We start from the raw sequence: 22970 nt of genomic DNA, 5'->3' as shown, positions 1-22970 counted from the left end.
CGGCTGCATAGCATGGGGGGTTTCCCCACCGGGCCAGAATCTAAGCACCATGAAAAGAATCCAGTTCCTTCAAGGGGCCGCCGTTGCGCTGCTGTGCATGGCCGCCTCGTCCGCCAGCTTGGCCCAGGGTTATCCGAACAAGCCGATCCGGCTCATCGTGCCGTTTCCCGCGGGTGGCGCCACCGACCTCTTCGCCCGAACGCTCGGCCAGAAGATGGGCGAGAAGCTCGGCACCCAGCTGATCATCGACAACAAGCCCGGCGCCGGCGGCGCCATCGGCTCCGACCAGGCGGCCAAGGCGCCGGCCGACGGCTACACGCTGCTGCTGGCCACCACCAGCACGCATTCGATCGGCCCGGCCGTGATGCAGAAACTGCCCTACGACACGGTGCGCGACTTCACGCCCATCGGCCACGTGGGCGATGCGCCCAGCATCATGCTGGTGCCGGTCACCTCGCCCGCCAAGACGGTGCGCGAGTGGATCGACTACGCGAAGAAGAACCCCGGCAAGCTGAACTACGCATCGAGCGGCAACGGCACCATCGTGCAGCTCACGGCCGAGCTCTTCAAGGCGCAGGCCGGCGTGTTCGTCACGCACATTCCCTACAAGGGCACGGCGCTCGCCATTCCCGACCTCATCAGCGGCAAGATCGACGTGCTGTTCGACTCGCTCCCCACCGGCATGCCGCACGTGCGCGACGGGCGCCTGCGCGCCCTGGGCGTGACGACGCTCAAGCGCTCGCCGCTCGCGCCCGAACTGCCGCCGATCGCCGACACGCTGCCCGGCTACGAGTCGAACACCTGGTTCGGCTTCTACGGACCGAAGAACCTGCCGGCCGACATCGTGGCGCGCGTCAACAAGGCGGCCAACGAGGCCATCGCCGATCCGGAAGTGAAGGACAAGCTCGCGCGCCTGGGCATCGAACCCGCCGTTGCCGGCACGCCCGAGCAGTTCGCCAAGATGGTGGCCATCGACGCCGCCAAGTGGAAAAAGATCGTCGTGGACCGCAAGATCACCAACGAGTAATCGGCTCGCCCCCAGGCTGCGCGCACTTCGTGTCGCTTCGCCTACCCCCTACCGGGGGCAACACCTGCGGCCCGGCAAAGCCGGTTCCGCGGTGTTCCCGGATTGTTCGAACCGTCTTTGAAGGCACAGCATGAAGTTTGACTACGCCAACCCCTACCTCTCCACGCGCATCCCGATCTTCGCGCGCAACGTGGTGTCGACCTCGCACCCGCTCGCCTCGCAGGCGGGCCTGCGCATCCTGCAGCAGGGCGGCAACGCCGTCGATGCGGCCATCGCCACCGCGGCCGTGATGACGCTGGTCGAGCCGGTGAGCAACGGCCTCGGGAGCGATGCCTTCTGCATCCTGTGGGACGGCAAGGAACTGCACGGCCTGAACGCCTCGGGCCCCGCACCGAAGGCCTGGACGCCCGAGTACTTCAAGGCCAAGTACGGCGCCGATGCCGCCACGCCGCCGATGCGCGGCATCGACTCGGTCACCGTGCCGGGCGCGGTGCGCGGCTGGGTCGCGATGAGCGAGCGCTTCGGCAAGCTGCCGTTCGCCGACCTGCTGGCGCCGGCCATCGACATCGCCGAGCGCGGCTACCTCGTGCCGCCGGTGGTGCAGGGCAAGTGGGCCGCGGCCACGCCGCTGCTGGGTTCGCAACCGGGCTTCGCGCAGACCTTTCTGCCCTGGGGCCGTGCGCCCGAGGTGGGCGAGCTGTTCCGCTTCACCGCGGCGGCGCGCGCGCTCAAGGCCATCGCCCGCACCAAGGGCGAGGCCTACTACACCGGCGAGATCGCCGAGGCGCTCGCGAAGTTCTCCGAGGAGCAGGGCGGCGCGCTCACCGTGGCCGACCTCGCGGCCTACCAGCCGGAGTGGGTGCAGCCCATCTCGCGCGACTACCGCGGCCATACGCTGCACGAGATTCCGCCGAACGGCCAGGGCATCGCGGCGCTGATCGCGCTCGGCATCCTGGAGAAGTTCGACATCGCGTCGCTGCCGGTCGACTCGGTGCAATCGCAGCATCTGCAGATCGAAGCGATGAAGCTGGCCTTCGCCGACGTGTACCGCTACGTGTCGGAGCCATCGTCGATGACGGTGACCCCCGCGCAAATGCTCGATGACGCATACCTCGCATCGCGTGCGAGACTCATCGACGTGAAAAAGGCGCAGGACTTCAAGGCCGGCAACCCCGTCAAGGGCGGCACCATCTACCTCACCGCGGCGGACGAGAGCGGGATGATGGTGAGCTTCATCCAGAGCAACTTCATGGGCTTCGGCTCGGGCTGCGTGGAGCCCGAATTCGGCATCAGCCTGCAGAACCGCGGCCATGGCTTCAGCCTGAAGGCCGAGAGCCCGAACGTGGTGGCGCCGGGCAAGCGGCCGTTCCACACGATCATCCCGGCCTTCCTCACCAAGGACGGCCAGCCGGTCATGAGCTTCGGCGTGATGGGCGGCAACATGCAGCCGCAGGGCCACATGCAGACGCTGGTGCGCATGCTCGACTACAAGCAGAACCCGCAGGCCGCCTGCGATGCGCCGCGCTGGCGCTTCAATGCGGGGCTGGAGATCAACGTCGAGGCCGCGATGAATGCCGATACCTTGCAGGGCCTGCGCGACCTGGGCCATCACCTGGACGTGATCAACGACTCGTACCAGGACTTCGGCGCGGGCCAGTTCATCTGGCGCGCGGGCGACCCGTCGGTCGAAGGCTACGTGGCCGCGAGCGACCCGCGCCGCGACGGCGTGGCGGCAGGGTTTTAACGGGCGCGCGATGATCGGGGGATGACCAAGACCGCCGCACAGACCGGCATCCCCCTTTCTTCCTCCGCCGGCGCAAAGAGCATCGCGCCCGGCCTCGTGCTCGCCTCGCTGGGCGCCATCGCGTTCAGCGGCAAGGCGATCATCGTCAAGCTGGCCTACCGCTACGGCGTCGACGCCATCACGCTCATCATGCTGCGCATGCTCTTCGCGTTGCCGCTGTTCGCGGTGATGGCGTGGTGGGCGGGGCGCGGCAAGCCGGCGCTCACCTTTCGCGACTGGCTCGGCGTCGTCGGTCTGGGCTTCTCGGGTTACTACCTCGCGAGCTTTCTGGACTTCGCAGGGCTGGCCTATATCTCGGCGAGCTTCGAGCGGCTGATCCTGTACCTCAACCCGACGCTGGTGCTGCTCTTCGGCTGGCTGCTGTACCGGCGGCGTGCCACGCGCCCGCAGGTGCTGGGCATGGTCGTGAGCTACGCGGGCGTGCTGCTGGTGTTCGGCCACGAGCTGTGGACCGGTGGCGGCGGCAAGGGCGGCGGGGCTGCGGCCTGGGGTGCGTTCCTCGTGTTCCTGAGCGCGGTGAGCTACGCGGGCTACCTCGTCTACAGCGGCGAGTTCGTCAAGCGCCTGGGGTCGCTCCGGCTCGTGGGCCTGGCCACCACCGTGGCCTGCGTGCTGTGCATCCTGCAGTTCGTGCTCACGCGGCCGATCAGCGTGGCGATGCAGCTGGCGCCCGAGGTCATCTGGCTCTCGGTGCTCAACGCCACGGTGTGCACGGCGGTGCCTGTCCTGATGGTCATGATGGCCATCGAGCGCATCGGCCCCGCGGTGGCCGCGCAAACCGGCATGATCGGGCCCCTGTCGACCATCCTCATGGGGGTGGTCATACTCGATGAGCCGTTCACCGCGTGGATCGCGGCCGGCACGGTGCTCGTCATTGCGGGCATCTTCGTTTTCACACGCAAGGGGCGCCAGGCCCCTGCAAGTTAGGAGCAACAAACATGGATCTGGGCATTGCGGGCAAGACCGCGCTGGTGTGCGGCGCGAGCAAGGGGCTGGGCTTCGGCTGCGCCGAGGCGCTGGTGCGCGAAGGCGTCAACGTGGTGATCGTGGCGCGCGGCGCCGAGGCGCTGGAAGCGGCGGCGAAGAAGCTGACCGAAGCGGCGGGTGCATCGGGCGCCCCGTTTGTCAAGCACGTGGCCGCCGACATCACCACCGAGGCCGGCCGCGCGGCCGTGTTCGCGCTGGGCCATGACTTCGACATCGTCGTCACCAACGCCGGCGGCCCGCCGCCCGGCGACTTCCGCAACTGGGACCGCGAGGCGTGGATCAAGGCGGTCGACGCGAACATGCTCACGCCCATCGAGCTCATCAAGGCCACGGTGGACGGCATGGCCAAACGCGGGTTCGGCCGCATCGTGAACATCACCTCCAGTTCGGTGAAGTCGCCCATCGATATCCTGGGTCTCTCCAACGGCGCGCGCAGCGGCCTCACCGGCTTCGTGGCCGGCGTGGCGCGCACGGCCATCGCGGCGCAGGGCGTGACCATCAACAACCTCTTGCCCGGCTCCTTCGACACCGATCGCCTCAAGGGCACCATGGCCGGCGCGGCGCAGAAGACCGGCCAGGACTTCGACACCGTGTGGGAAGCCCGCAAGAAGAACATCCCGGCCAAGCGCTTCGGCACGCCGGCCGAGTTCGGCGCCATCTGTGCCTTTCTCTGCAGCCTGCAGGCCGGCTACATGACCGGCCAGAACGTGCTGGCAGACGGCGGCGCCTACCCCGGCACCTACTAAGAGGCTGAGAGGCAATTCGACATGACCGCTCATCCCCCGCAAACGGCCCCACTCTGCGTTGCAAATGCTCGCCATAGCCCGAGCTATGGCTGCGCTTTGCGCCTTGATCGGCGCCGTTTGCGGGGGCTGCTCGGTCACGCCGAACTGCCTCTCAGCCTCTGAGCCGGCTCACGAGCGAAGGGAGGCGCTTCGTGAGCAACAGCAATCACCGGGCGTCTTTCGAGAAGATCACGCTCGTGTCGGTCACCGGGCTGCCCGATGCGCGCGGCGCGGCAATGGCCCTGCAGCACAGCCAAGCGCAGATGCCCGGCGCCCGCGCGCTCCTGTGCAGCCCGCAGGCGCCGCACGACCTCGCACCCGGCATCGAACACCTGTCGATCGCGCCGCTGAACTACCACGAGTACGGCTGGTTCATGATGTTCGCGCTCTGCCGCGTGGTGCCCACCGAATTCGCATTGGTGGTGCAGGAAGACGGCTGGGTCGTCAATGCGGACAACTGGCGCGACGAGTTCCTCGGCTTCGACTACATCGGCGCGCCGATCCACTTGGCGAAGATCGATTCGCCGCAAGGCACGTACTGGCGCAACCGCTTCGCGTGGGCCGACGAGATGGACAAGCCCGGCCACGTCGTCACGCCGATCCAGAACGGCGGCTTCAGCCTGCGCAGCCGCCGCTTCATGCGGGCGCTCATCGACCATCCGCACATCCGCGTGGAGATTCCGCCGCCCGATGCGGTCGAAGGCGATCCGCTCAGGATGCACTGGCAGCACAACGCGCTGCTCGAAGACGTGCAGCTCAGCGGCGTGCTGCGGCCCGCCCTCGAAGCGGTCGGCATGCGCTTCGCGCCGCTGGAGTTGGCGCGCAGTTTTTCCATCGAGCACGCGGGGCCGCAGCTGCACCATGGCTACAACGCGATGCTGCTGTTCGGGCACCACGCGAAGATGCGGCAACTCGCGAGCCTCTCGCCGCTCACGCTGCGTTCGCTGATTCCGCTGTCCGAGCTCGATGCCTGGTACGGCGAGCGCGACATCCTGCAGATGTTCGAGCGCAACGGCTACCGCATCGAATTCGCGCCCGAGCCCGTGGCCTCGAATGCCGCGCCCCGCAAGGTGTACGACTGCATCACGTACAACGGCGAGGCGGACATCCTCGCGGCGCGGCTGCACGAGTTGTCTGAAGTCGTCGATTGCTTCGTGATCGTCGAAGCCGACCGTACCTTCAGCGGCGAGCCCAAAGCGCTGCGCTTCGATGCCGCCGACCCGCGCATCGCATCGTTCCTGCCGCGCATCCGCTACATCGCGGTGCACGACATGCCGGTCGTCGACGAGGCGGCGGACGCGGTTCCGGTGGTGGGCGACTGGCACTCCGACACGCCGAAGTCCGGCTTCTGGATCCGCGAGAAATTCCAGCGCAACCAGATCGTGCGAGGGCTGCACGATGCGGTGCCCGACGACCTCGTGCTGATCTCCGATGCCGACGAGATTCCGCGCGCATCGGTGGTGCGCGCGATGCGCGACGACCGCCGGCACGCGCTCTTCGGGCTGTGCCTGGCCTTCTATTACTTCTATGCGAATTACCGCAACGTCGAGGGGCCGGAGGCGTCGTCGGTGTGGACCGTCGCGGCGACGCGCGCGCAACTCGATACACTCACGCCCGACCAGTTGCGCATGCGGATTCGCACCGGCGCGCAGCCCGCGCTGATCCTTGCGGACGCCGGCTGGCACCTCTCGTACCTCGCGATGGACGAGGACGCGGTGCGCGCCAAGGTCCGCGGCTTCGCACACCAGGAGCACAACGCGCCGGAATTCCTGGCCGCCATCGACATCGCGGCGCTGCTGGCTTCGGGGAAAGATCTCTACGACCGCCCGGGCTATGCGTGGCGCGTCGTCGGTCGCGACGAAGCGCCGCAGTGGCTGGCCAGCCAGCCGGCGCTGGCGCATCTGTTCGCCGACCCTTCGTCCGACGCCACGCGCTACGCCAAGGAGTCGTACGTCACCGTCGAGCCGAGCCCCTTCGGTTTCTGGGAGCGGCATGCGAACCGCCGCATCCTGCAGGCCTACGCGCCATTCATCCGTGGCCGGGTGCTCGACCTCGGCTGCAACCACGGCGCAAGCACCTACTGGCTGCGCGAGAACCCTGCGGTGACCGAGGTGATCGGCGTGGACCTGAATGAACAGGCCTTGGACCTCGCGCGCGAACTCTTCGCGTCGGTGCCCATGCCCAGCATGTTCGTCGGCCACGACATGACGGCCGACGGCCCGATTCTTCCGCCGGCCGACACCGTCGTGAGCTTCCATACGCTCGAGCACATCTATGCGGACGACGTGCCCGACTTTCTTGCATCGGCATGCCAGTCGCTGGCGCCCGGCGGCCACTTCGTCATCTCCATTCCCTACGACCGGGCCTACCCGGACCCCTGCCACGTCGGCTTCTACAACGAGGCCAGCCTGGCGCGGGCGATGGAGGCTGCGGGCCTCGAAACCGTCGAGTGCTTCAAGGACGACCGGTTCGACGAAAAGGACCTGCTGACGGGGTTGTTCCGCAGGCCCTGAACCTCAGCGCCGCGACGACACCACGATCCCGCCCACGATCAGCACGAACGCCACCCCGTGGTACCAGTGCGGCGCCTCGCGCAGGAACGCGGCCGACAGCAGCGCCGCGAACAGCGGCGTGAGGTTCATGAAGATGCTCGCCGCCTGCGGCCCCGCGCGCTGCACGCCGGTGCCCCAGCAGCGGTAGGCCACCACCGCGGGGCCGATGCCGATGAAGGCCATCGCGGCGACGAGCGGCCAGCCCAGGTCGATGTGGGCCGGGGTCAACGCCCACTCGCCGGCGGCCAGCGCGCCCGACCATGCGAGGCCGAACACCAGCTGCGCCATGAGGAAAGCGGCCCAGTCCTGCCGCACGGCTTTCGGCTCGTGCGTGCGCGCGAGCAGCCAGCTGTAGAAGGCCCAGGCGATGGTGCCCGCGATCATGTAGAGATCGCCCGGCACCAGCCGCAGCGCCAGCAGCTGGCGCCATTCGCCGCGGCTGAGCACCAGCAGCACGCCGAGCATCGAGAGCAGCGCGCCGCCGATCTCGCGCGCATTGGTACGGGCGCCGAAGAAGAGCATGCCCACCGCGAGCATCCACAGCGGCAGGCTGGAGCCCACCAGCGTCACGTTGATCGGCGTGGAGGTCTGCAGCGCCAGGTACTGGAAGGCGTTGTACAGACCGATGCCCAGCAGGCCCAGCACTGCATAGCGCTTCCAGTGCGCCCAGAGCGGGCTCGCTCTGCGCAGCACCGACGCCGCGAACGGCAGCAAAAGCACGAAGGCGATCACCCATCGCACGAAGTTCAGCGTGAGCGGCGACACCAGTTCGCGCACCAGCCGGCCGACGACGGCGTTGCCGGCCCACAGCAGCGGCGGCGTGGTGAGAAGAAGAACGGTGAGCGAGGTGAGGCGCGGCTGCGGTGTCGACATGGCCGCCGACTCTAACGGCCATCGCCCCTGGACGCCTTCGGAGGGCCAAACGTGGCACCATGCGCCTCTTCTTTTTCTGCGCGTGGAGACTGCAACGATGTTGAGCAAAGCTGTCCGTATCGACCGCCATGGCGGCCCCGAAGAACTGAAGATCGTGGAGGTGGAAGTCGGCGACCCGGGCCCCGGCGAGATCCGCATCCGCCACAAGGCCGTGGGCCTGAACTTCATCGACACCTACCAGCGCAGCGGGCTCTATCCGTTCCAGATGCCGCTGCAACTGGGCATGGAGGCTTCGGGCGTGGTCGAGGCGGTGGGCGAGGGCGTTTCGCACCTGGCGCCCGGCGATCGCGCCGCCTACGCGAGCGGGCCGCCCGGCGCTTACTGCGAGCTGCGCGTGATGCCGGCCAAGAACGTCTGCAAGCTGCCCGACGCCATCTCCTTCGAGACCGGCGCGGCCATGATGCTCAAGGGCCTGACCACGCAGTACCTGCTGAAGAAAACGCTGCCCGCCGAAGGCCTGCAGCCCGGCGACTTCATCCTCTTTCATGCCGCGGCCGGCGGCGTCGGCCTCATCGCCTGCCAGTGGGCCAAGGCGCTGGGCCTGCAGCTGATCGGCACCGCGGGCAGCGATGCCAAGTGCAAGCTCGCGCTCGACCACGGCGCGGCGCACGCCATCAACTACAGCACCGAGAACTTCGCGGCCCGCGTGAAGGAGATCACCGGCGGCAAGGGCGTGAAGGTGGTGTACGACTCGGTGGGCAAGGACACCTACGAGGGCTCCATCGAGTGCCTGCGCCCCTTCGGCCTCCTGGCCGTCTTCGGCAACGGCTCGGGCCCGGTGCCGCCGATCAGCCTGGGCACGCTGGCCTCCAAGGGCTCGCTCTACGTGACGCGCCCCACGCTGTTCACCCACATCGCCACGCGCGAGGCCACGCAGGCGATGGCCGACGACCTGTTCGCGGTGGTCGCGAGCGGCGCGGTGAAGATTCCGATCGACCAGCGCTACGCCTTGGCCGACGTGCAGCAGGCGCACCGCGACCTGGAAGCGCGCAAGACCACGGGCTGCACGATCCTCACGCTGTAAGGCGCAGGGTTTCAGGGGTGGGCAGGGCGGCCGCGCAGCCAGTCTTGTCCTACCCGCGGTGGGGTGTCATGCCTTCGACTTGTGGCGGGTGCACTTTGTAGGCTTGTGACCAAGCGCAAAGGCAGCAAGAAGTCATGACCACCATCCGCACCTTCATCGTCGAAGACAACCCCACCATCCGCGAGAGCCTCGTGGGCACGCTGCGCGAGGTGGCGCGCGTCGATCCCATCGGCGAGGCCGAGACGGAGGCCGAAGGCTCGCGCTGGCTCACGCGCAACCCGGCGCTGTGGGACCTGGCGATCGTCGATCTGTTCCTGAAGGACGGCACCGGCTTCCGGGTGCTCGAGGCCTGCCGCCACCGCGACCCGGCGCAGAAGATCGTGGTGCTCAGCAACTACGCCACGCCCGAGATCCGCCGCAAATGCGCGCACCTGGGCGCCGACGCCGTGTTCGACAAGGCCACCGAGATCGACGACCTGATCGACTACTGCCAGCGCCGCCGCCACGAGCGGTTCAGCTCGCAACCTGCACACTGAGGCGGGGCATTCGGGCGCCGGCCGGCAGCGACGCGGCGCTTCGCCGAAAATCACTCTCTACAGGGCGCGAGGAGCACGCGCCGGGCTCCGCAAATTGGCGACGAGATTCATGCGCGGAAATCACTCATCCATCTGCTGAATCTGCTGCCGCACGGGTCGTGTCGTGGGGCGCTCCTGTCCCGCCATGTCCCGCTCCCGCTTTCTTCCCGACAACTTCACCTTCGCGCTGGTCTCTGTCGTCACCCTTGCCAGCCTGTTGCCCGCGAGCGGCGATGCGGCTCACTTCTTCGAGCTGCTGACGACGGTGGCCATCGGCCTCCTGTTCTTCCTGCATGGCGCCAAGCTGTCGCGCGAGGCGATCATGAACGGCATCACGCACTGGCGGCTGCACCTGCTGGTGTTCGGCAGTACCTTCGTGATGTTTCCGCTGCTGGGGTTGGCGCTCAAGCCGCTGCTCTTGCCTTTGATGACGCCGGAGCTCTATACGGGGGTGCTGTACCTCTGCGTGCTGCCTGCCACGGTGCAGTCGGCCATTGCGTTCACGGCGATGGCGCGGGGGAACCTGCCTGCTGCGATCTGCAGTGCGTCGGCGTCCACGCTGCTGGGGGTGTTCATCACGCCTTTGCTGGTCAATCTCGTGGTGCTGCCGAACGGGGGGCATGCGAGTTCTTCGCTGGGGTCGATCGGGCGCATCTTGCTGCAGTTGATGGTGCCGTTTCTCGTGGGGCATCTGCTGCGGCCCTGGATCGGCAAGTGGATTCAGCGGCGTGCTGCGGTGCTGAAGTTCGTGGACCAGGGGTCGATCCTGCTGGTGGTCTATACGGCGTTCAGTGCGGCTGTGATCGAGGGGCTTTGGCGGCAGGTGCCTGCGCATGCGCTCGTCGGGCTGCTCATTGCATGCGCGGTGGTGCTGGGGCTTGCGCTGGGCATGACGACGCTGCTGGCGCGCAAGCTGGGGTTCGATCGGGAGGACGAGATCACTATCGTCTTTTGTGGGTCCAAGAAGAGCCTGGCGAGTGGGATTCCTATGGCGAAGGTGCTGTTTCCTTCGCACGCTGTGGGGGCCATCGTTTTGCCTCTGATGCTGTTTCATCAGATGCAGTTGATGGTTTGTGCTGTGTTGGCTCAGCGGTATGCGCGGCGCGGGCGTGTTGAGACTTCTGTCTTGAAGACGGCTGAGTAGGGTTTGTTTTCCGAGGCCTGGGCGAGACCCGGCCTCGGAATCAAAAAAGAAACCTACCCCTCGATCTTCCCAAGCCGCGACTCCCGCAACCGGCTTGGCGCCAAAGCCCCCGCCGATTCGAGAATCGGATAAGCAATGGAGCAGATGTGCGAATTGATCCGCTTCAAATCGCTGATCAAGTCGATATGCAGCGAACTCGTCTCGATGCTCAGCGTCGTCCGATCCGACAACCGATCCAGATGAGTCGTCGCATAGGCCCTTTCCAGATCCCGAAAGCGAGCCTTCTCCTCAAGCAGCTTCTGCGCATCCCGAACATTCCCGTTCAGGAACACGCTCATGCTCAACCGCAGGTTGGCCACCAGCCGCCCATGCAGCTCGACGATCTCCGCCATCCCGGCCTGCGAGAAATTGCGCTGCGGCTTGATCTTCTTGTCCTCGATGTCGATGATCACCCGCTCGATGATGTCGCCGATCTGCTCCATGTTGATCGTGAAGCTGATGATGTCCGTCCAGCGCCGGCTCTCCTCTTCGCCCAGCGCCTCGCGCGAGATGCGCGTCATGTAGTACTTGATGGCCGAATAGAGCTCGTCCACCGTGTCGTCCAGCTGCCGCAGCTCCTGCGAGAGCCGCGTGTCGTTGTTGCGGATCACGTCGAGCACGCCGATCAGCATGGTCTCCACGATGTCGGCCTGGTGCAGCGCCTCGCGCGCGGCGTTCGAGATCGCGAGCGAGGGCGTCGAGAGCGCCGAGGGGTCCAGGTGATGCGGGCGGCTGGTGCTGGAGGCCTGCGGCGTCGGCAGCATGCGCGTCACCAGCTTGGCGACCCATTGCGTGAGGCCGATGAAGCCGACGCTGATGATGACGTTGAAGGCCAGGTGGAACAGCACCACGCCGTGCGTCTGGTTCGGCAGCTCGGGCTGCACGTAGCGGATCCACAGGCCCACGAAAGGCGCGACGATCGCCACGCCCAGCGCCTTGAAGAGCAGGTTGCCCACCGTCACCTGCCGCACCGAGACGGCCGACTTGGCCGTGGTCAGCACGGCGAGCAAACCGCTGCCCAGGTTGGCGCCGAGCACCAGGCCCAGGGCCACGTCCAGCGGCACCACGTTCGACGTCGCCATGGCCGCGACCAGCAGCACCACCGCGAGACTCGAATAGGCCACGATGGCGAGCACCGCGCCGATGGTGATCTCCAGCAGCACGTCGCTGTTGATCGAGGCCAGCACCGCGCGCATCGCGGGGGCCGAGAAGAGCGGCTCCGTGGCTTCCACCACCAGCTGCAGCGCGAGCAGCATCAGCCCCAGGCCGATCAGCACCCGCCCCACGCGGCCCGCCACGGTGGCCGAGCGCGTGATGAACAGCACCACCCCCACGAAGATGAACATCGGCGAGAGCCATGACAGGTCTGCCGAGAACAGCACCGAGATCAGCGCCGTGCCCACGTCGGCCCCCCGCATCACCGCCAGTGCCGCCGGCAGCGTGACCAGGCCCTGCCCGACGAAGGACGAGGTCATGAGCGAGGTGGCGGTGCTCGACTGCACCAGCGCCGTCACGCCGATGCCCGAGAGGGCGGCCGTGAACCGGTTGCGCATGCTCTGCACGAGGATCTTGCGCAGGTTGGCGCCGAACACGCGCAGCACGCCGGTGCGAACCAGGTGGGTGCCCCACACCAGCAGTGCGACTGCCGCGAGCAGATTCAGGAGATGCTTCATGGGTGTCGGGTTCTGTCCTTTTCGTTTTGGTTCGTTTTGACCCCCATTTTCCACAAGTGGCGATTCAGTCGATCAGCGCCCCGTTGTCGTGGAAGGGGAAAGGGCCTTCGAAGCGGCCGGAGGCCGCCAGATGGGTGACGAGGCGGCCGCTCCGCGTGGACCACGCATGCACGCGGAAACCGGGTGGCTCCAGCGTCCATGCGGAGGGCGCACCGGGTGCCAGGTCCAGGCAGACCTGGTGCGCCGGCGCTGGCGAAGTCGATGCGATGCTTCCGCCGAAGCGCACATCGATGGCGCGGTGCAGGTGGCCGCAGATCACGCGCTCCACGTTGGGGTGGCGGGCGATCAGCGCTTCGAGCGCACCGGCGCCTTCGAGCAGGCCGATTTCGTCCATGTGGCCGATCAGCGTCGTGAAGGGGGGGTGGTGCATCGCGACCACGACCGGCTCGCCGCGGCAGGCGTCGAGCTGGGCCTCAAGCCAGCCCAGGCGCTTGTCGCACAGCGTGCCGTGGCTCGCGCCGGGCACGCAGGTGTCTAGGGTCAGCAGCCGCAGCGCGCCGATGCGCACCGAATACTGGATGAAGCCGGCCGTGTCGTCGCCGGTACCGAGGTACGCATGGCCGGGAAAGCTCCGGCGCAACTGGTCGCGGTCGTCGTGGTTGCCGGGCATCAGGTAGACCGGCATGGCGAGCGGCGCGAGCAGGCGCGCGAGGTGCTCGTACTCGGCGGCGCGGCCGAAGTCGGTCAGGTCGCCGGTGATCACCACCGCATCGGGTTGCTGCGGCAGCGCGAGCACCGACTGCACCGCCTGCTGGAGATACGGCGCGGTGTCGATGCGGCCATAGGCGAGGCGGCCCGGCTCGCGGATATGGAGGTCGGTCAGTTGGACCAGGAAGGTGTCTTGCGTTGTGGTCGTCATGCACTGGGCTCCTGCGACGTCATCAGGCGATCGGGGTGGACGCGCAGGCCCACCGGATCGCCCGGACCGAAAGGGTTGTCGCGCCCCACGTCGGCCACCAGCAGGGGCTGGTCGTGCACGCGCAGCTGAAGCTGCACGCGGTCGCCGAGGAAGGTGCGGCGCTCGACGATGGCAGTGCCCCAGTCGGGCTGGGGCGCGCTCACTTCGACGTCTTCGGGTCGCACCAACAGCATCGCATGGCCCTGCCAGGCGGGCGGGCAAGGCAGGGTGCTTCCGCCGAGTCGGACAACGCCTTGCGCGATGGCCTCGGGCGCGCGCTCCAGCCGGTTGACCCGGCCGAGGAACTCCGCGACGAAGGGGTGCGCGGGCGCGCGGTACAGGTCTTCGCCGCGGCCCACCTGCACGATGCGGCCGGCGCGCATCACGGCGAGCCGGTCGGCGATGGCGAGCGCCTCCTGCTGGTCGTGCGTCACGTGGATGGCGGTGATGTGCAGGCGGCGCAGCAGCTCGGCGAGCTCGTCGCGCAGCGACTCCTTGAGCTTGGCGTCCAGCGCGGCCAGCGGCTCGTCCAGCAGCAGCACGCGCGGGCGCACGGCCACGGCGCGCGCGAGGGCCACGCGCTGGCGCTGGCCGCCGGAGAGTTCGGCGGGGCGCTTGCCCTCCAGGCCGTTGAGGCGCACGAGATCGACCAGCTCGCCCACGGCGCGCTTTTCTTCATCGGCTGACACACCGCGAATGCGCAGGCCATAGCCGATGTTGGCCGCCACCGTCATCTGCGGAAAAAGCGCGTAGCTCTGGAACACCATGCCCACGCCGCGGTGCTCGACCGGGCGCTGCGTGACGTCCTGGCCGCCGAAGACGATGCGGCTGCCCGCGTCGGGCGCCTCCAGCCCCGCGATCAGCCGCAGCAGCGTGGTCTTGCCGCAGCCCGAGGGGCCGAGCAGCGCGAGCACCTCGCCGGCCTCCACGTGCAGGTCGGTGGGCTGCAGGCCGCGCGTGCCGTCGGCGTAGGTCTTCGCGCAGTTCGCGATGTCGATGGGGATGCGTTCAAGTTCCATGGCGTTTCTGCATCAGGTTGGCAAGGTACTGCAGGCCCCACAGCACCGGGAGAATGACCGCGAAGAAGACCAGCGTGTAGGCCGATCCGACCTCGATGCGCATCGAGGCGTAGCTGTCGGCCAGCCCCACGGGCAGCGTGCGGGTGAGCGGCGTGTGCAGCATCCAGGTGAGGTTGAATTCGCCCACCGAGAGCGTGAACACCATCAGGCTGCCGGCCACGATGGCGGGGAACACCGCGGGCACGAGGATGCCCATGAAGCGCTGGCGGAAGTTCGCGCCCAGCGAGCGCGCGGCCTCCTCGAGCGCGAGCAGGTCGTCGCGCTGGAAGGCCGAGCTCACGGTGCGCACCATGAAGGGCAGCGTGAAGACGATGTGGCCCACGAGGATGAAGGCGAAGCTCTGGCGGAAGGCGGTGAGCTGGCCGTAGGCGAGGATCAGCGCGAGGGCGGTGGCAAGGCCTGGCACGGCGACGGGCAGCGTCAGCAGTTCCTCGAAGATGCGAGCGGCCCGCGAGCGGCTGCGCGCCAACGCATAGGCGCAAGGCACGCCCAGCAGCACGGTGCTCATCACACAGGCGACAGCCAGCCCGATCGACCAGCCGACGGTGCCGCCGTAGTTCTCCCACACCTCGCCGAGCCAGCGCAGCGTGAGCCCGCTTTTCAGGCCCGCGCTGTAGTTGTTGACCAGACCCGCCATCACCGAGAGCAGCATCGGCGCGATCATGAAGAGGCTCACGAGCACGGTGATGGCCAGGAGGAAGGGCGCCTTGGGTTGCGATGTCGTGCGCATTCCGATTCCCTTTCAGCGCGCCACGGGGTTGGCCCCGAAACGCCGCGCGACGAACAGCACCAGCCAGGTCACGATGCCCAGCGAAATCGACAGCGACGCGGCGAGCGCGAAGTTGGCGTAGTTGGTGAACTCGTTGTAGATGGTGATCGGGATCACCTCGAACTTGCTGGCCAGCGTGAAGGCCGTGCCGAAGGCGCCCATCGAGGTCGCGAAGAGGATCGCGCCGCAGGCCAGCGTGGTCGGCGCGAGCTCGGGCATCCACACGTCGCGCGCCACGCGCAGGCGCGAGGCGCCGAGCGAGCGGGCGGCTTCCTCGAGTTGCACGTTCATCGCCTCGGCCGCCGCGGCGTAGGTGGCGATGGCGCGCGGCAGCGAGAAATACAGGTACGCGAGAAAGAGGCCGAGCAGGCCGTAGGCGAAGGTGATGCGTTCGCCGATGAGGCTGTCGCTCACGTCGGCCACGAGCCCTTGCCGGCCGCCCAGCAGGATGACGAAGAAGCCGATGATCACGCCCGGGAACGACAGCGGCAGCGTGAGCAGCGACAGCAGCACGCGCTTGCCGACGAAGGCGTGGCGCGCGAGGTAGATGCCCACCGCGGCGCCCAGCACCAGCGTTGCCAACGTCACCGCCACCGACAGCACGACGGTGTTGACCATGCTCTGCAGGTAGCGCGAGTCGGTCAGCACCGCGAAGTAGGTGGCCCAGCCTTTTTCCGCCGGCAGCGCCAGCAGGCGCACCACCGGCAGCAGCCAGAAGGCCGTGAAGAAGGCGGCTGCGGGTGCCACGCAGGCGAGCAGCCGCCAGCGTGGGTTCCAGGCGTTGGCGGGCTTCATCTCAAGGGCTACTGAAGATCAGCGCACCTCTTTGAGGTAGCGGTCGGAAAACGCGCGCTGCGCCTCGGCCATGCGGGCGTAGTCCACGCTCTTGGCGCGCGCGTATTCGCTGGCCGGCAGGAACTGCGCCTCGATCTCCTTGGGCATCGCGCTCGCGCGCACCGGGCGCAGGTAGGCCTTGGCCCAGATCGCCTGGCCTTCGTCGGACAGCGTGAAGTCGAGCACCTTCTTCGCGTCGGCCGCGTGCGGCGCCTTGGCGACCAGGCTCATCACGTAGGGCACGACCAGCGTGCCTTCGCCCGGGATGACGAAGGCGACGTTGGCCTTGTCCTTGTACTTGGCGCGGTAGGCGTTGAAGTCGTAGTCCAGCAGGATCGCGATTTCGCCCGAGAGCACGCGCGCGTAAGACGTCTGCTTCGGCACGATGGGCTCGTTCTTCTGCAGCGCCTTGAAGTAGTCGATGCCCGGCGTGAAGTTGTCCAGCGTGCCGCCGCGCGCCTGGTTGACCGCCACCGCGCCCACGTAACCGACGAAGGCCGAGGCGGGGTCGAGATAACCGATGAGGCCCTTGTATTCGGGCTTGAGCAGGTCGGCCCACGACTTCGGGATCGGCTTGCCCTTGAGGGCATCGACGTTGACCATGAAACCGAGCGTGCCCGAGTGGATGGTGAACCAGTTGCCGGCCGGGTCCTTCAGGCCCTCGGGAATGTCTTTCCATGCGGCCGGCTTGTAGGGCTCGACGAGGCCGTCCTTGGCGGCCTGCACCGCGAAGGTCACGCCCAGGTAGGTGACGTCGGCGACGGGGCTCGATTTCTCTGCCGACATCTGCGCGAGCGACTGGCCCGAGTTCTTGTTGTCGGGCGGCACGGTGACGCCGGTCTTGGCCTTGATGGCCTTGAGCTGCGTGCCCCAGTCGGCCCATTCGGTGGGGCAGTTGTAGCAAATGGCGGTCTGGGCCATGACGCTGCCGGCGGCAACGAAGGTGGCAGCGATCAGGCCGAGACGAGCGATGCGGGAAAAGCGGAGGGACATGAAGAAGCTCCTTGAAGGGATGAGAGGTGTAGCGGGGGGATCAATCGGTGGTGGCGGCGTCGCACGCGGATGCGCACGACTCGCCATCGCGGAAGGTGTGCGGCAGCAGCAGGCTCGCATCGGCCTGCAGCGTGGTGCCGCCGGCCATCGCCTGGACCAGCAGCTCGACGCTGTGGCGGCCGATGTCGCTGTTGGGCTGGGCGATGGTGGTGAGCGCGGGCGTGAGGTCTTCGCCGAGCGCGATGCCGTCGAAGCCGATCACGCTCAAGTCGTCGGGCACCGAGAGGCCACCCAGGTGCGCGGCGCGGATGCTGCGGATGGCGAGCAGGTCGTTCGAGCAGACGAGCGCGGTGGGGCGGTTGTCGGCCTGCAGCACATGGGCGAGCGCATCGACGGCGCTTTCGACGAAGGGCACTTCGATCAGCGGCGGTGCCTTCAGGCCCGCATCCGCCATGCCCTTGCGGTAGCCGCGCAGGCGCTGCTGCGCGCGGTCGGAGGCGGCGAGCGTGCCGCTGACCATCGCGATGCGGCGATGGCCGAGCAGCACGAGGCGCGCGACCGCATCGGCCACGGCGGCTTCGCTGTCTACGGTGACGCAGGGGTGGTCCGCATGGCGGTTGTAGGCGAGCACATAGGGCGTGCCGGTGGTGCGCAGCCGCGTGAGCGCCTTCGAGGTGGACGGGTTGGAGACCACGAGGATCAGCCCGTCGACGTTGCCTGCGAGCAGCAGCTGCACCGCGCGCTCTTCTTCGTCGAGCCGGTAGCCCGTGGTGACCGGAAGGATCGCGTAGCCGCCCGCGATGGCCGCGCGCGCGATGCCCTGAAGGCACTCGGCGAAGGTCGGGTTCAGCAGCGTGGGCAGCACCACGCCCAGGGTGCGGCTGCGCTGGGTGCGCAGGGTGCGCGCGCTGGCGTTGGGCACGTAGTGCAGCTCGCGCGCCACGCGCTCCACCAGCTCACGCGTGGCGGGCGTGACCTTGTCGGGGAAATTGAAGGCCCGCGACACGGTGGCCACGGAGACCTTGGCTTTGGCGGCTACGGCTTGGATGCTCATCGTGCGGTATTCATGTAATCGATTACATTGAACCGCCGCAGTATGACTTCGTCATGACATCGATTGAAGCGGGGAGAAACCCTCGGCGTGCCGCCAAAGGTGGAGCGCTTGCAAGCCGGGCCCAAAGAAAAAGGGCCCGAAGGCCCTTTGCATCACTTGGCTTACTTGCCCCGGCGAACCCGCCGGATCTCGTCCACGATGAGGCAGATGGCCCCGAGCGTGATCGCGCTGTCCGCCGCATTGAACGCCGGGAAATACCAGTTGCCCGCGTGAAAGCTCAGGAAGTCCACGACGTAGCCGTGCATCATCCGGTCGACCACGTTGCCGATGGCGCCGCCCAGGATGCAGGCCATCGCGAACGAAAAGAGCTTCTGGCCCGCGTGCGACCTGAGCATCCAGACGATGAAGATCGCCGCCGCCACGCCGATGGCCGTGAAGAACCAGCGCTGCCAGCCCGAGTGGTCGGCGAGAAATGAAAACGCGGCGCCGGTGTTGTGCGCCCGCACGACGTTGAAGAAGCTCGTCACGTAGGTCGCGTCGCCCAGCTTGTAGTAGCCCAGGATCAGCGTCTTGGTGAACTGGTCGATGATCACGATGATCACCGCCAGCCCGAGCCAGGGCCAGATGCCCAGGCTGCCGCCGCGCGAACGCGATGCCGATGCGGAACGTGTGGTGGCCATCAGGCAAAGCTCCGCGATTCGCCGGCGCCGAACAGGTTGCTCGTGCAACGGCCGCAGATCGTCGGATGCGCCGGGTCGTGGCCCACGTCCTCGCGGTAGTGCCAGCAGCGCTCGCATTTCTGCGCGGTGCTCGGCGCGACGGTGGTCGCGAGCGTGTCGCCCGCCGCCAGCGCGATGGCCGAGGTGATGAAGACGAACTTCAGGTCGTCGCCCAGCGTGCTGAGCAGCGCAAAGTCATCGGCCGGTGCGCTCAGCTGCAGGTCGGCCTGCAGCGAGGAGCCGACCTTGCCTTCGGCGCGCACGGCTTCGATGTCCTTGTTGACCACGTCGCGGATCTCGCGGATGCGGGTCCACTTGGCGAGCAACGCTTCGTCGGGCGCGGCGAACTTGCTGTAGGTCTCCGCGAAGATCGATTCGCCCGGCTTGCCGGTGCTCACGAATTTCCATGCTTCCTCGGCCGTGAAGCTCAGGAACGGCGCCATCCAGCGCAGCATCGCCTGCGAGATGTGCCAGAGCGCGGTCTGCGCGCTGCGGCGCGCGAGCGAGCCCGGTGCGCTTGTGTAGAGGCGGTCCTTCAGGATGTCGAGGTAGAAGCCGCCCAGGTCTTCCGAGCAGTAGATCTGCAGCTTGGAGACCACCGGGTGGAACTCGTACACCTTGTAGTGCGCAAGGATCTCGGCCTGGAACTGCGCGGCGCGCGCGAGCGCGTAGCGGTCGATCTCGAACAGTTGCTCGAGCGGCACCGCATCCTTGGCGATGTCGAAGTCGCTGGTGTTGGCCAGGAGGAAGCGCAGCGTGTTGCGGATGCGGCGGTACGAATCGACCACGCGCGCGAGGATCTTGTCGTCGCCCGCGATGTCGCCCGAGTAGTCGCTCGCGGCCACCCAGAGGCGGATGATTTCCGCGCCCAGCTTGCTGCTGATTTCCTGCGGGTCGATGCCGTTCTTGAGCGACTTGCTCATCTTGATGCCCTTGGCATCGACCGTGAAGCCGTGCGTGAGCAGGCCCCGGTACGGCGCGCGGTCTTCCAGCGCGCAAGCGATCAGGAGCGACGAATGGAACCAGCCGCGATGCTGGTCATGGCCTTCGAGGTACAGGTCGGCCTCGGGCCCCGTTTCGTGGTGAACGTTCGGATGCGTGCCGCGCAGCACGTGATAGAAGGTCGAGCCCGAGTCGAACCACACCTCCAGGATGTCGGTGCTCTTGGTGTAGCTGGGCGCGTCTTCGGCGCCCAGGATCTCTTCGGTCGTCACGCGGCTCCAGGCCTCGATGCCGCCCTTCTCGACGATGTCGGCGGCCTGGTCGAGGATTTCCATGGTGCGCGGATGCAGCTCGCCCGAATCCTTGTGCAGGAAGAACGGGATCGGCACGCCCCAGCTGCGCTGGCGGCTGATGCACCAGTCGGGCCGGCCGGCGATCATGTCGTGCAGGCGCGCCTTGCCGTTCTCCGGATAGAAGCTGGTCTGCTCGATCGCGTCGAGCGCGGTCTGGCGCAGCGTCTTGGGCGCCTTGTCCTTGGTGAACACGCCTTCGCCCTCGTCCATGCGGATGAACCACTGGGCGGCCGCGCGGTAGATCACCGGCGTCTTGTGGCGCCAGCAATGCGGGTAGCTGTGGGTGATGGTCTCGGTGGTCATCAGCCGGTTGGCGTCGCGCAGCGTGGCGATGATCACCGGCACGGCCTTCCAGATGTTCTGGCCGCCGAAGAGCGGGAAGTCGGGCGCGTAGCTGCCGTTGCCCTGCACCGGGTTCAGGATGTCGTCGTAGGCCACGCCATGCGCGATGCAGGAGTTGAAGTCGTCCACGCCATAGGCGGGCGAGGAGTGCACGAGGCCGGTGCCGTCGGTGGCGGTGGCGTAGTCGGCCAGGTACACGGGCGACAGGCGCTTGTAGCCGGCGTCCACGTCGTACAGCGGATGCTCGAATTCCAGGCCGCCGAGCGCCTCGCCCTTCACCGTGGCCAGCACCTTGCCGTCGAGCGCATAGCGCGTCATGCACATCTCGACCAGCGAGTTGGCCAGGATCAGGAGGCCGCGCTCGGTGTCCACCAGCGAGTACTCGATCTCGGGGTTGAGGTTGATCGCCTGGTTGGCCGGGATGGTCCACGCGGTGGTGGTCCAGATCACTGCGAAGATGTCGCCCAGGATCGTGTGGTCGGTGCCGAAGGCCTTGAGCACCTTCTCGCGGTCGTGCGCCTTGAAGGCCACGTCGATGGTCTGGCTCTTCTTGTCGGCGTATTCGATCTCGAATTCGGCGAGCGACGAGCCGCAGTCGAAGCACCAGTACACGGGCTTCAACCCGCGATAGACGAAGCCGCGCTCGATCACGCGCTTGAACGCGCGCAGCTCGCCGGCTTCGTTGGCGAAGTCCATCGTCTTGTAGGGATGGTCCCATTCGCCCAGCACGCCCAGGCGCTGGAAGTCGAGCAACTGCTGGGCGATCTGCTCGGTGGCGTAGGCGCGGCTCTTGGCCTGCATCTCGTCGCGGCTCAGGTTGCGGCCGAACTGCTTTTCGATGGCGTTCTCGATCGGCAGGCCGTGGCAGTCCCAGCCGGGCACGTAGAGCGCGTCGAAGCCTTCGAGCTGGCGCGCCTTGGTGATCATGTCCTTGAGGATCTTGTTCACCGCATGGCCCATGTGGATCTGGCCGTTGGCGTACGGCGGGCCGTCGTGCAGGATGAACTTGGGGGCGCCGTGGCGGGCATCACGCAGGCGGTGGTAGCGGCCTTCGTCGTTCCATTCCTTGACCCAGCCCGGTTCGCGCTTGGGCAGGTCGCCGCGCATCGGGAAGGGGGTGTCGGGCAGGTTCAGCGTGGAGCGGTAGTCGGTGGGGGAAGCAGCGTCAGACATGTTGGGAGTGCGAAACAGAGGGGCTTCGACAGGCTCAGCCCGAACTGCATTGAGCGGTCGGTGCGGAAGATATAGCCGTTCGCCCTGAGCTTGTCGAAGGGCGGCAGCACGGGGCGTGCAGGGCTAAATTCGGTCGCGCGTGGTCTGGCGGTGGACTTCCGCGTGGTGTTGGGCGTGGGTCGATGCAAAGAACGCGCGTGCGTCGCGCCCATCCTTGGCGATGCCCGCAGTGAGGGCCTCGAGGCTGGTGTAGCGCAATTCGTCGTGCAGTTTGTGCAGGAGTTCCACGCGGACGATTTTACCGTAGGCCCCTTCGGACCCCAGATGCGAAGGCCACTCCAGGCAATGCGTCTCCAGCAGCACCCGGCCGGCGTTGACGTCGTTGGCGTCCAGCGAGGGGCGAACGCCCAGGTTGGCCACGCCCGGCAAGGGCTTGTCGGCCAGGCCATGCACCAGCACCGCGAAGATGCCGCTGGCGGCCGGCTTCCAGTGCTTGAAGCGCAGGTTGAGGGTGCGAAAGCCGTCGTCCTGGCCCGGCGCCGAGGCGCCCAGCGCGCGGCCGAGCTTGCGGCCGTGGACCACGTGGCCCGAAATCGCGTAGGGCCGGCCGAGCAGCGTTTGCGCATCGGCCATGCGGCCCTCGGCCAGCGCCTCACGCACCGCCGAACTCGAGACGCGCAGGCCGTGCACCTCGTAGCTGTTCATGCGCGCCACGTCGAAGCCGCGCGCATCGCCGGCCGCATCCAGCATGGCGTAGTCGCCGGCCCGCTTGGCGCCGAAGCGGAAGTCGTCGCCCACCAGCACGTAGCGCGCGCCCAGGCCGTCGACCAGCACGTTCTGGATGAAATCCTCGGGCGACTGGGAGGCCAGCCGGCCATCGAACGGCAGCACGATGGTCTGCGCCACGCCGCAGGCCGCGAGTTCGCTCAACTTGTCGCGCAGGGTGCCGATGCGGGCCGGCGCGAGGTCGGGTTTCTTGGTGAGCGCGGCGAAGTAGTCGCGCGGGTGCGGCTCGAAGGTCAGCACGCAACTGGGCAGCCCGCGCTGGCGGGCCTCGGTCTGCAGCAGCGCAAGCATGGCCTGGTGGCCACGGTGCACACCGTCGAAATTGCCAATGGTGAGGGCGCAGGCCGGAGCCACGCCCGGGTGCCGGAAGCCGCGAAAAACCTGCATCGGTGAGTATCTTTTTGATAGCGCCTTGCGCCCGTCGA

The 22970-nt window shown here is 67.5% G+C and carries 19 protein-coding genes; 8 read left to right on the top strand and 11 right to left on the bottom strand.

Annotated elements, in window-relative coordinates; genetic code table 11:
• Positions 1–49 precede the first annotated feature (49 nt).
• From ACZYRS_RS26425 to ACZYRS_RS26405, 5 genes are all read left to right on the top strand, one after another.
• Positions 50–1027 (top strand): Bug family tripartite tricarboxylate transporter substrate binding protein, encoded by a 978-nt coding sequence (locus ACZYRS_RS26425; RefSeq protein ID WP_463421597.1) that lies wholly within the window; start codon positions 50–52, stop codon positions 1025–1027.
• Between the two features lie 130 nt (positions 1028–1157).
• A complete protein-coding gene (locus ACZYRS_RS26420; protein ID WP_463421596.1) occupies positions 1158–2771 on the top strand; it encodes a gamma-glutamyltransferase family protein in 1614 nt (537 codons plus the stop codon).
• Between the two features lie 21 nt (positions 2772–2792).
• A complete protein-coding gene (locus ACZYRS_RS26415) occupies positions 2793–3758 on the top strand; it encodes a DMT family transporter (RefSeq protein WP_463421595.1) in 966 nt (321 codons plus the stop codon).
• A gap of 11 nt (positions 3759–3769) precedes the next feature.
• A complete protein-coding gene (locus tag ACZYRS_RS26410; RefSeq protein ID WP_463421594.1) occupies positions 3770–4564 on the top strand; it encodes an SDR family oxidoreductase in 795 nt (264 codons plus the stop codon).
• A gap of 191 nt (positions 4565–4755) precedes the next feature.
• A complete protein-coding gene (locus ACZYRS_RS26405; protein WP_463421593.1) occupies positions 4756–7116 on the top strand; it encodes a DUF5672 family protein in 2361 nt (786 codons plus the stop codon).
• 3 nt (positions 7117–7119) lie between these two features.
• On the opposite strand, the gene ACZYRS_RS26400 is transcribed toward ACZYRS_RS26405, so the two are convergent.
• On the bottom strand, positions 7120–8028 hold the full coding sequence (locus ACZYRS_RS26400; protein ID WP_463421592.1) for a DMT family transporter: 909 nt from the start codon (positions 8026–8028) through the stop codon (positions 7120–7122).
• 97 nt (positions 8029–8125) lie between these two features.
• On the opposite strand from ACZYRS_RS26400, the gene ACZYRS_RS26395 reads away from it, so the two are divergent.
• The 3 genes from ACZYRS_RS26395 (at position 8126) to ACZYRS_RS26385 (ending at position 10831) form a co-directional block, all read left to right on the top strand.
• Entirely contained in the window at positions 8126–9112 is a 987-nt protein-coding gene (locus ACZYRS_RS26395; protein WP_463421591.1) for a quinone oxidoreductase family protein, read from the top strand.
• A gap of 134 nt (positions 9113–9246) precedes the next feature.
• Entirely contained in the window at positions 9247–9648 is a 402-nt protein-coding gene (locus ACZYRS_RS26390; RefSeq protein ID WP_198785849.1) for a response regulator, read from the top strand.
• A gap of 184 nt (positions 9649–9832) precedes the next feature.
• Positions 9833–10831 (top strand): bile acid:sodium symporter family protein, encoded by a 999-nt coding sequence (locus ACZYRS_RS26385; RefSeq protein WP_463421590.1) that lies wholly within the window; start codon positions 9833–9835, stop codon positions 10829–10831.
• 53 nt (positions 10832–10884) lie between these two features.
• Here ACZYRS_RS26385 and ACZYRS_RS26380 read toward each other — a convergent pair whose 3' ends face one another.
• From ACZYRS_RS26380 to ACZYRS_RS26335, 10 genes are all read right to left on the bottom strand, one after another.
• Positions 10885–12543 (bottom strand): Na/Pi cotransporter family protein, encoded by a 1659-nt coding sequence (locus ACZYRS_RS26380; RefSeq protein ID WP_463421589.1) that lies wholly within the window; start codon positions 12541–12543, stop codon positions 10885–10887.
• A 64-nt stretch (positions 12544–12607) separates the two neighbouring features.
• On the bottom strand, positions 12608–13462 hold the full coding sequence (locus ACZYRS_RS26375) for a phosphodiesterase (RefSeq protein ID WP_463421588.1): 855 nt from the start codon (positions 13460–13462) through the stop codon (positions 12608–12610).
• Positions 13459–14520, bottom strand: coding sequence for an ABC transporter ATP-binding protein (locus ACZYRS_RS26370; RefSeq protein ID WP_463421587.1), 1062 nt, complete (start codon positions 14518–14520; stop codon positions 13459–13461). Before ACZYRS_RS26370 ends, ACZYRS_RS26375 begins: the two co-directional genes overlap by 4 nt.
• Entirely contained in the window at positions 14510–15310 is an 801-nt protein-coding gene (locus ACZYRS_RS26365; RefSeq protein ID WP_198785844.1) for an ABC transporter permease, read from the bottom strand. The genes ACZYRS_RS26370 and ACZYRS_RS26365 overlap by 11 nt, the downstream gene beginning before the upstream one ends.
• A 12-nt stretch (positions 15311–15322) precedes the next feature.
• Positions 15323–16144 carry an ABC transporter permease gene (locus tag ACZYRS_RS26360; protein ID WP_463421586.1) on the bottom strand — a complete coding sequence of 274 codons (822 nt, stop codon included), beginning with the start codon at positions 16142–16144 and terminating at the stop codon, positions 15323–15325.
• An 18-nt stretch (positions 16145–16162) separates the two neighbouring features.
• Complete coding sequence (locus ACZYRS_RS26355; protein WP_463421585.1) at positions 16163–17176, bottom strand: ABC transporter substrate-binding protein; 1014 nt, start codon at positions 17174–17176, stop codon at positions 16163–16165.
• Between the two features lie 40 nt (positions 17177–17216).
• On the bottom strand, positions 17217–18230 hold the full coding sequence (locus tag ACZYRS_RS26350; RefSeq protein WP_463421584.1) for a LacI family DNA-binding transcriptional regulator: 1014 nt from the start codon (positions 18228–18230) through the stop codon (positions 17217–17219).
• A 161-nt stretch (positions 18231–18391) separates the two neighbouring features.
• Positions 18392–18910 carry a signal peptidase II gene (gene lspA / locus ACZYRS_RS26345; protein WP_013539829.1) on the bottom strand — a complete coding sequence of 173 codons (519 nt, stop codon included), beginning with the start codon at positions 18908–18910 and terminating at the stop codon, positions 18392–18394.
• The gene (gene ileS / locus ACZYRS_RS26340) at positions 18910–21759 is read right to left on the bottom strand and encodes an isoleucine--tRNA ligase (protein WP_463421583.1); all 2850 of its coding nucleotides are present in this window, start codon (positions 21757–21759) and stop codon (positions 18910–18912) included. Before ileS ends, lspA begins: the two co-directional genes overlap by 1 nt.
• Positions 21760–21882: 123 nt before the next feature.
• A complete protein-coding gene (locus ACZYRS_RS26335; protein ID WP_463421582.1) occupies positions 21883–22932 on the bottom strand; it encodes a bifunctional riboflavin kinase/FAD synthetase in 1050 nt (349 codons plus the stop codon).
• Positions 22933–22970: the final 38 nt, after the last annotated feature.

This window comes from Variovorax sp. AC194, assembly GCF_979257995.1.
The sequence above is the reverse complement of the archived record's forward strand: the minus strand, read 5'-3'. Positions and strand labels throughout refer to the sequence as shown.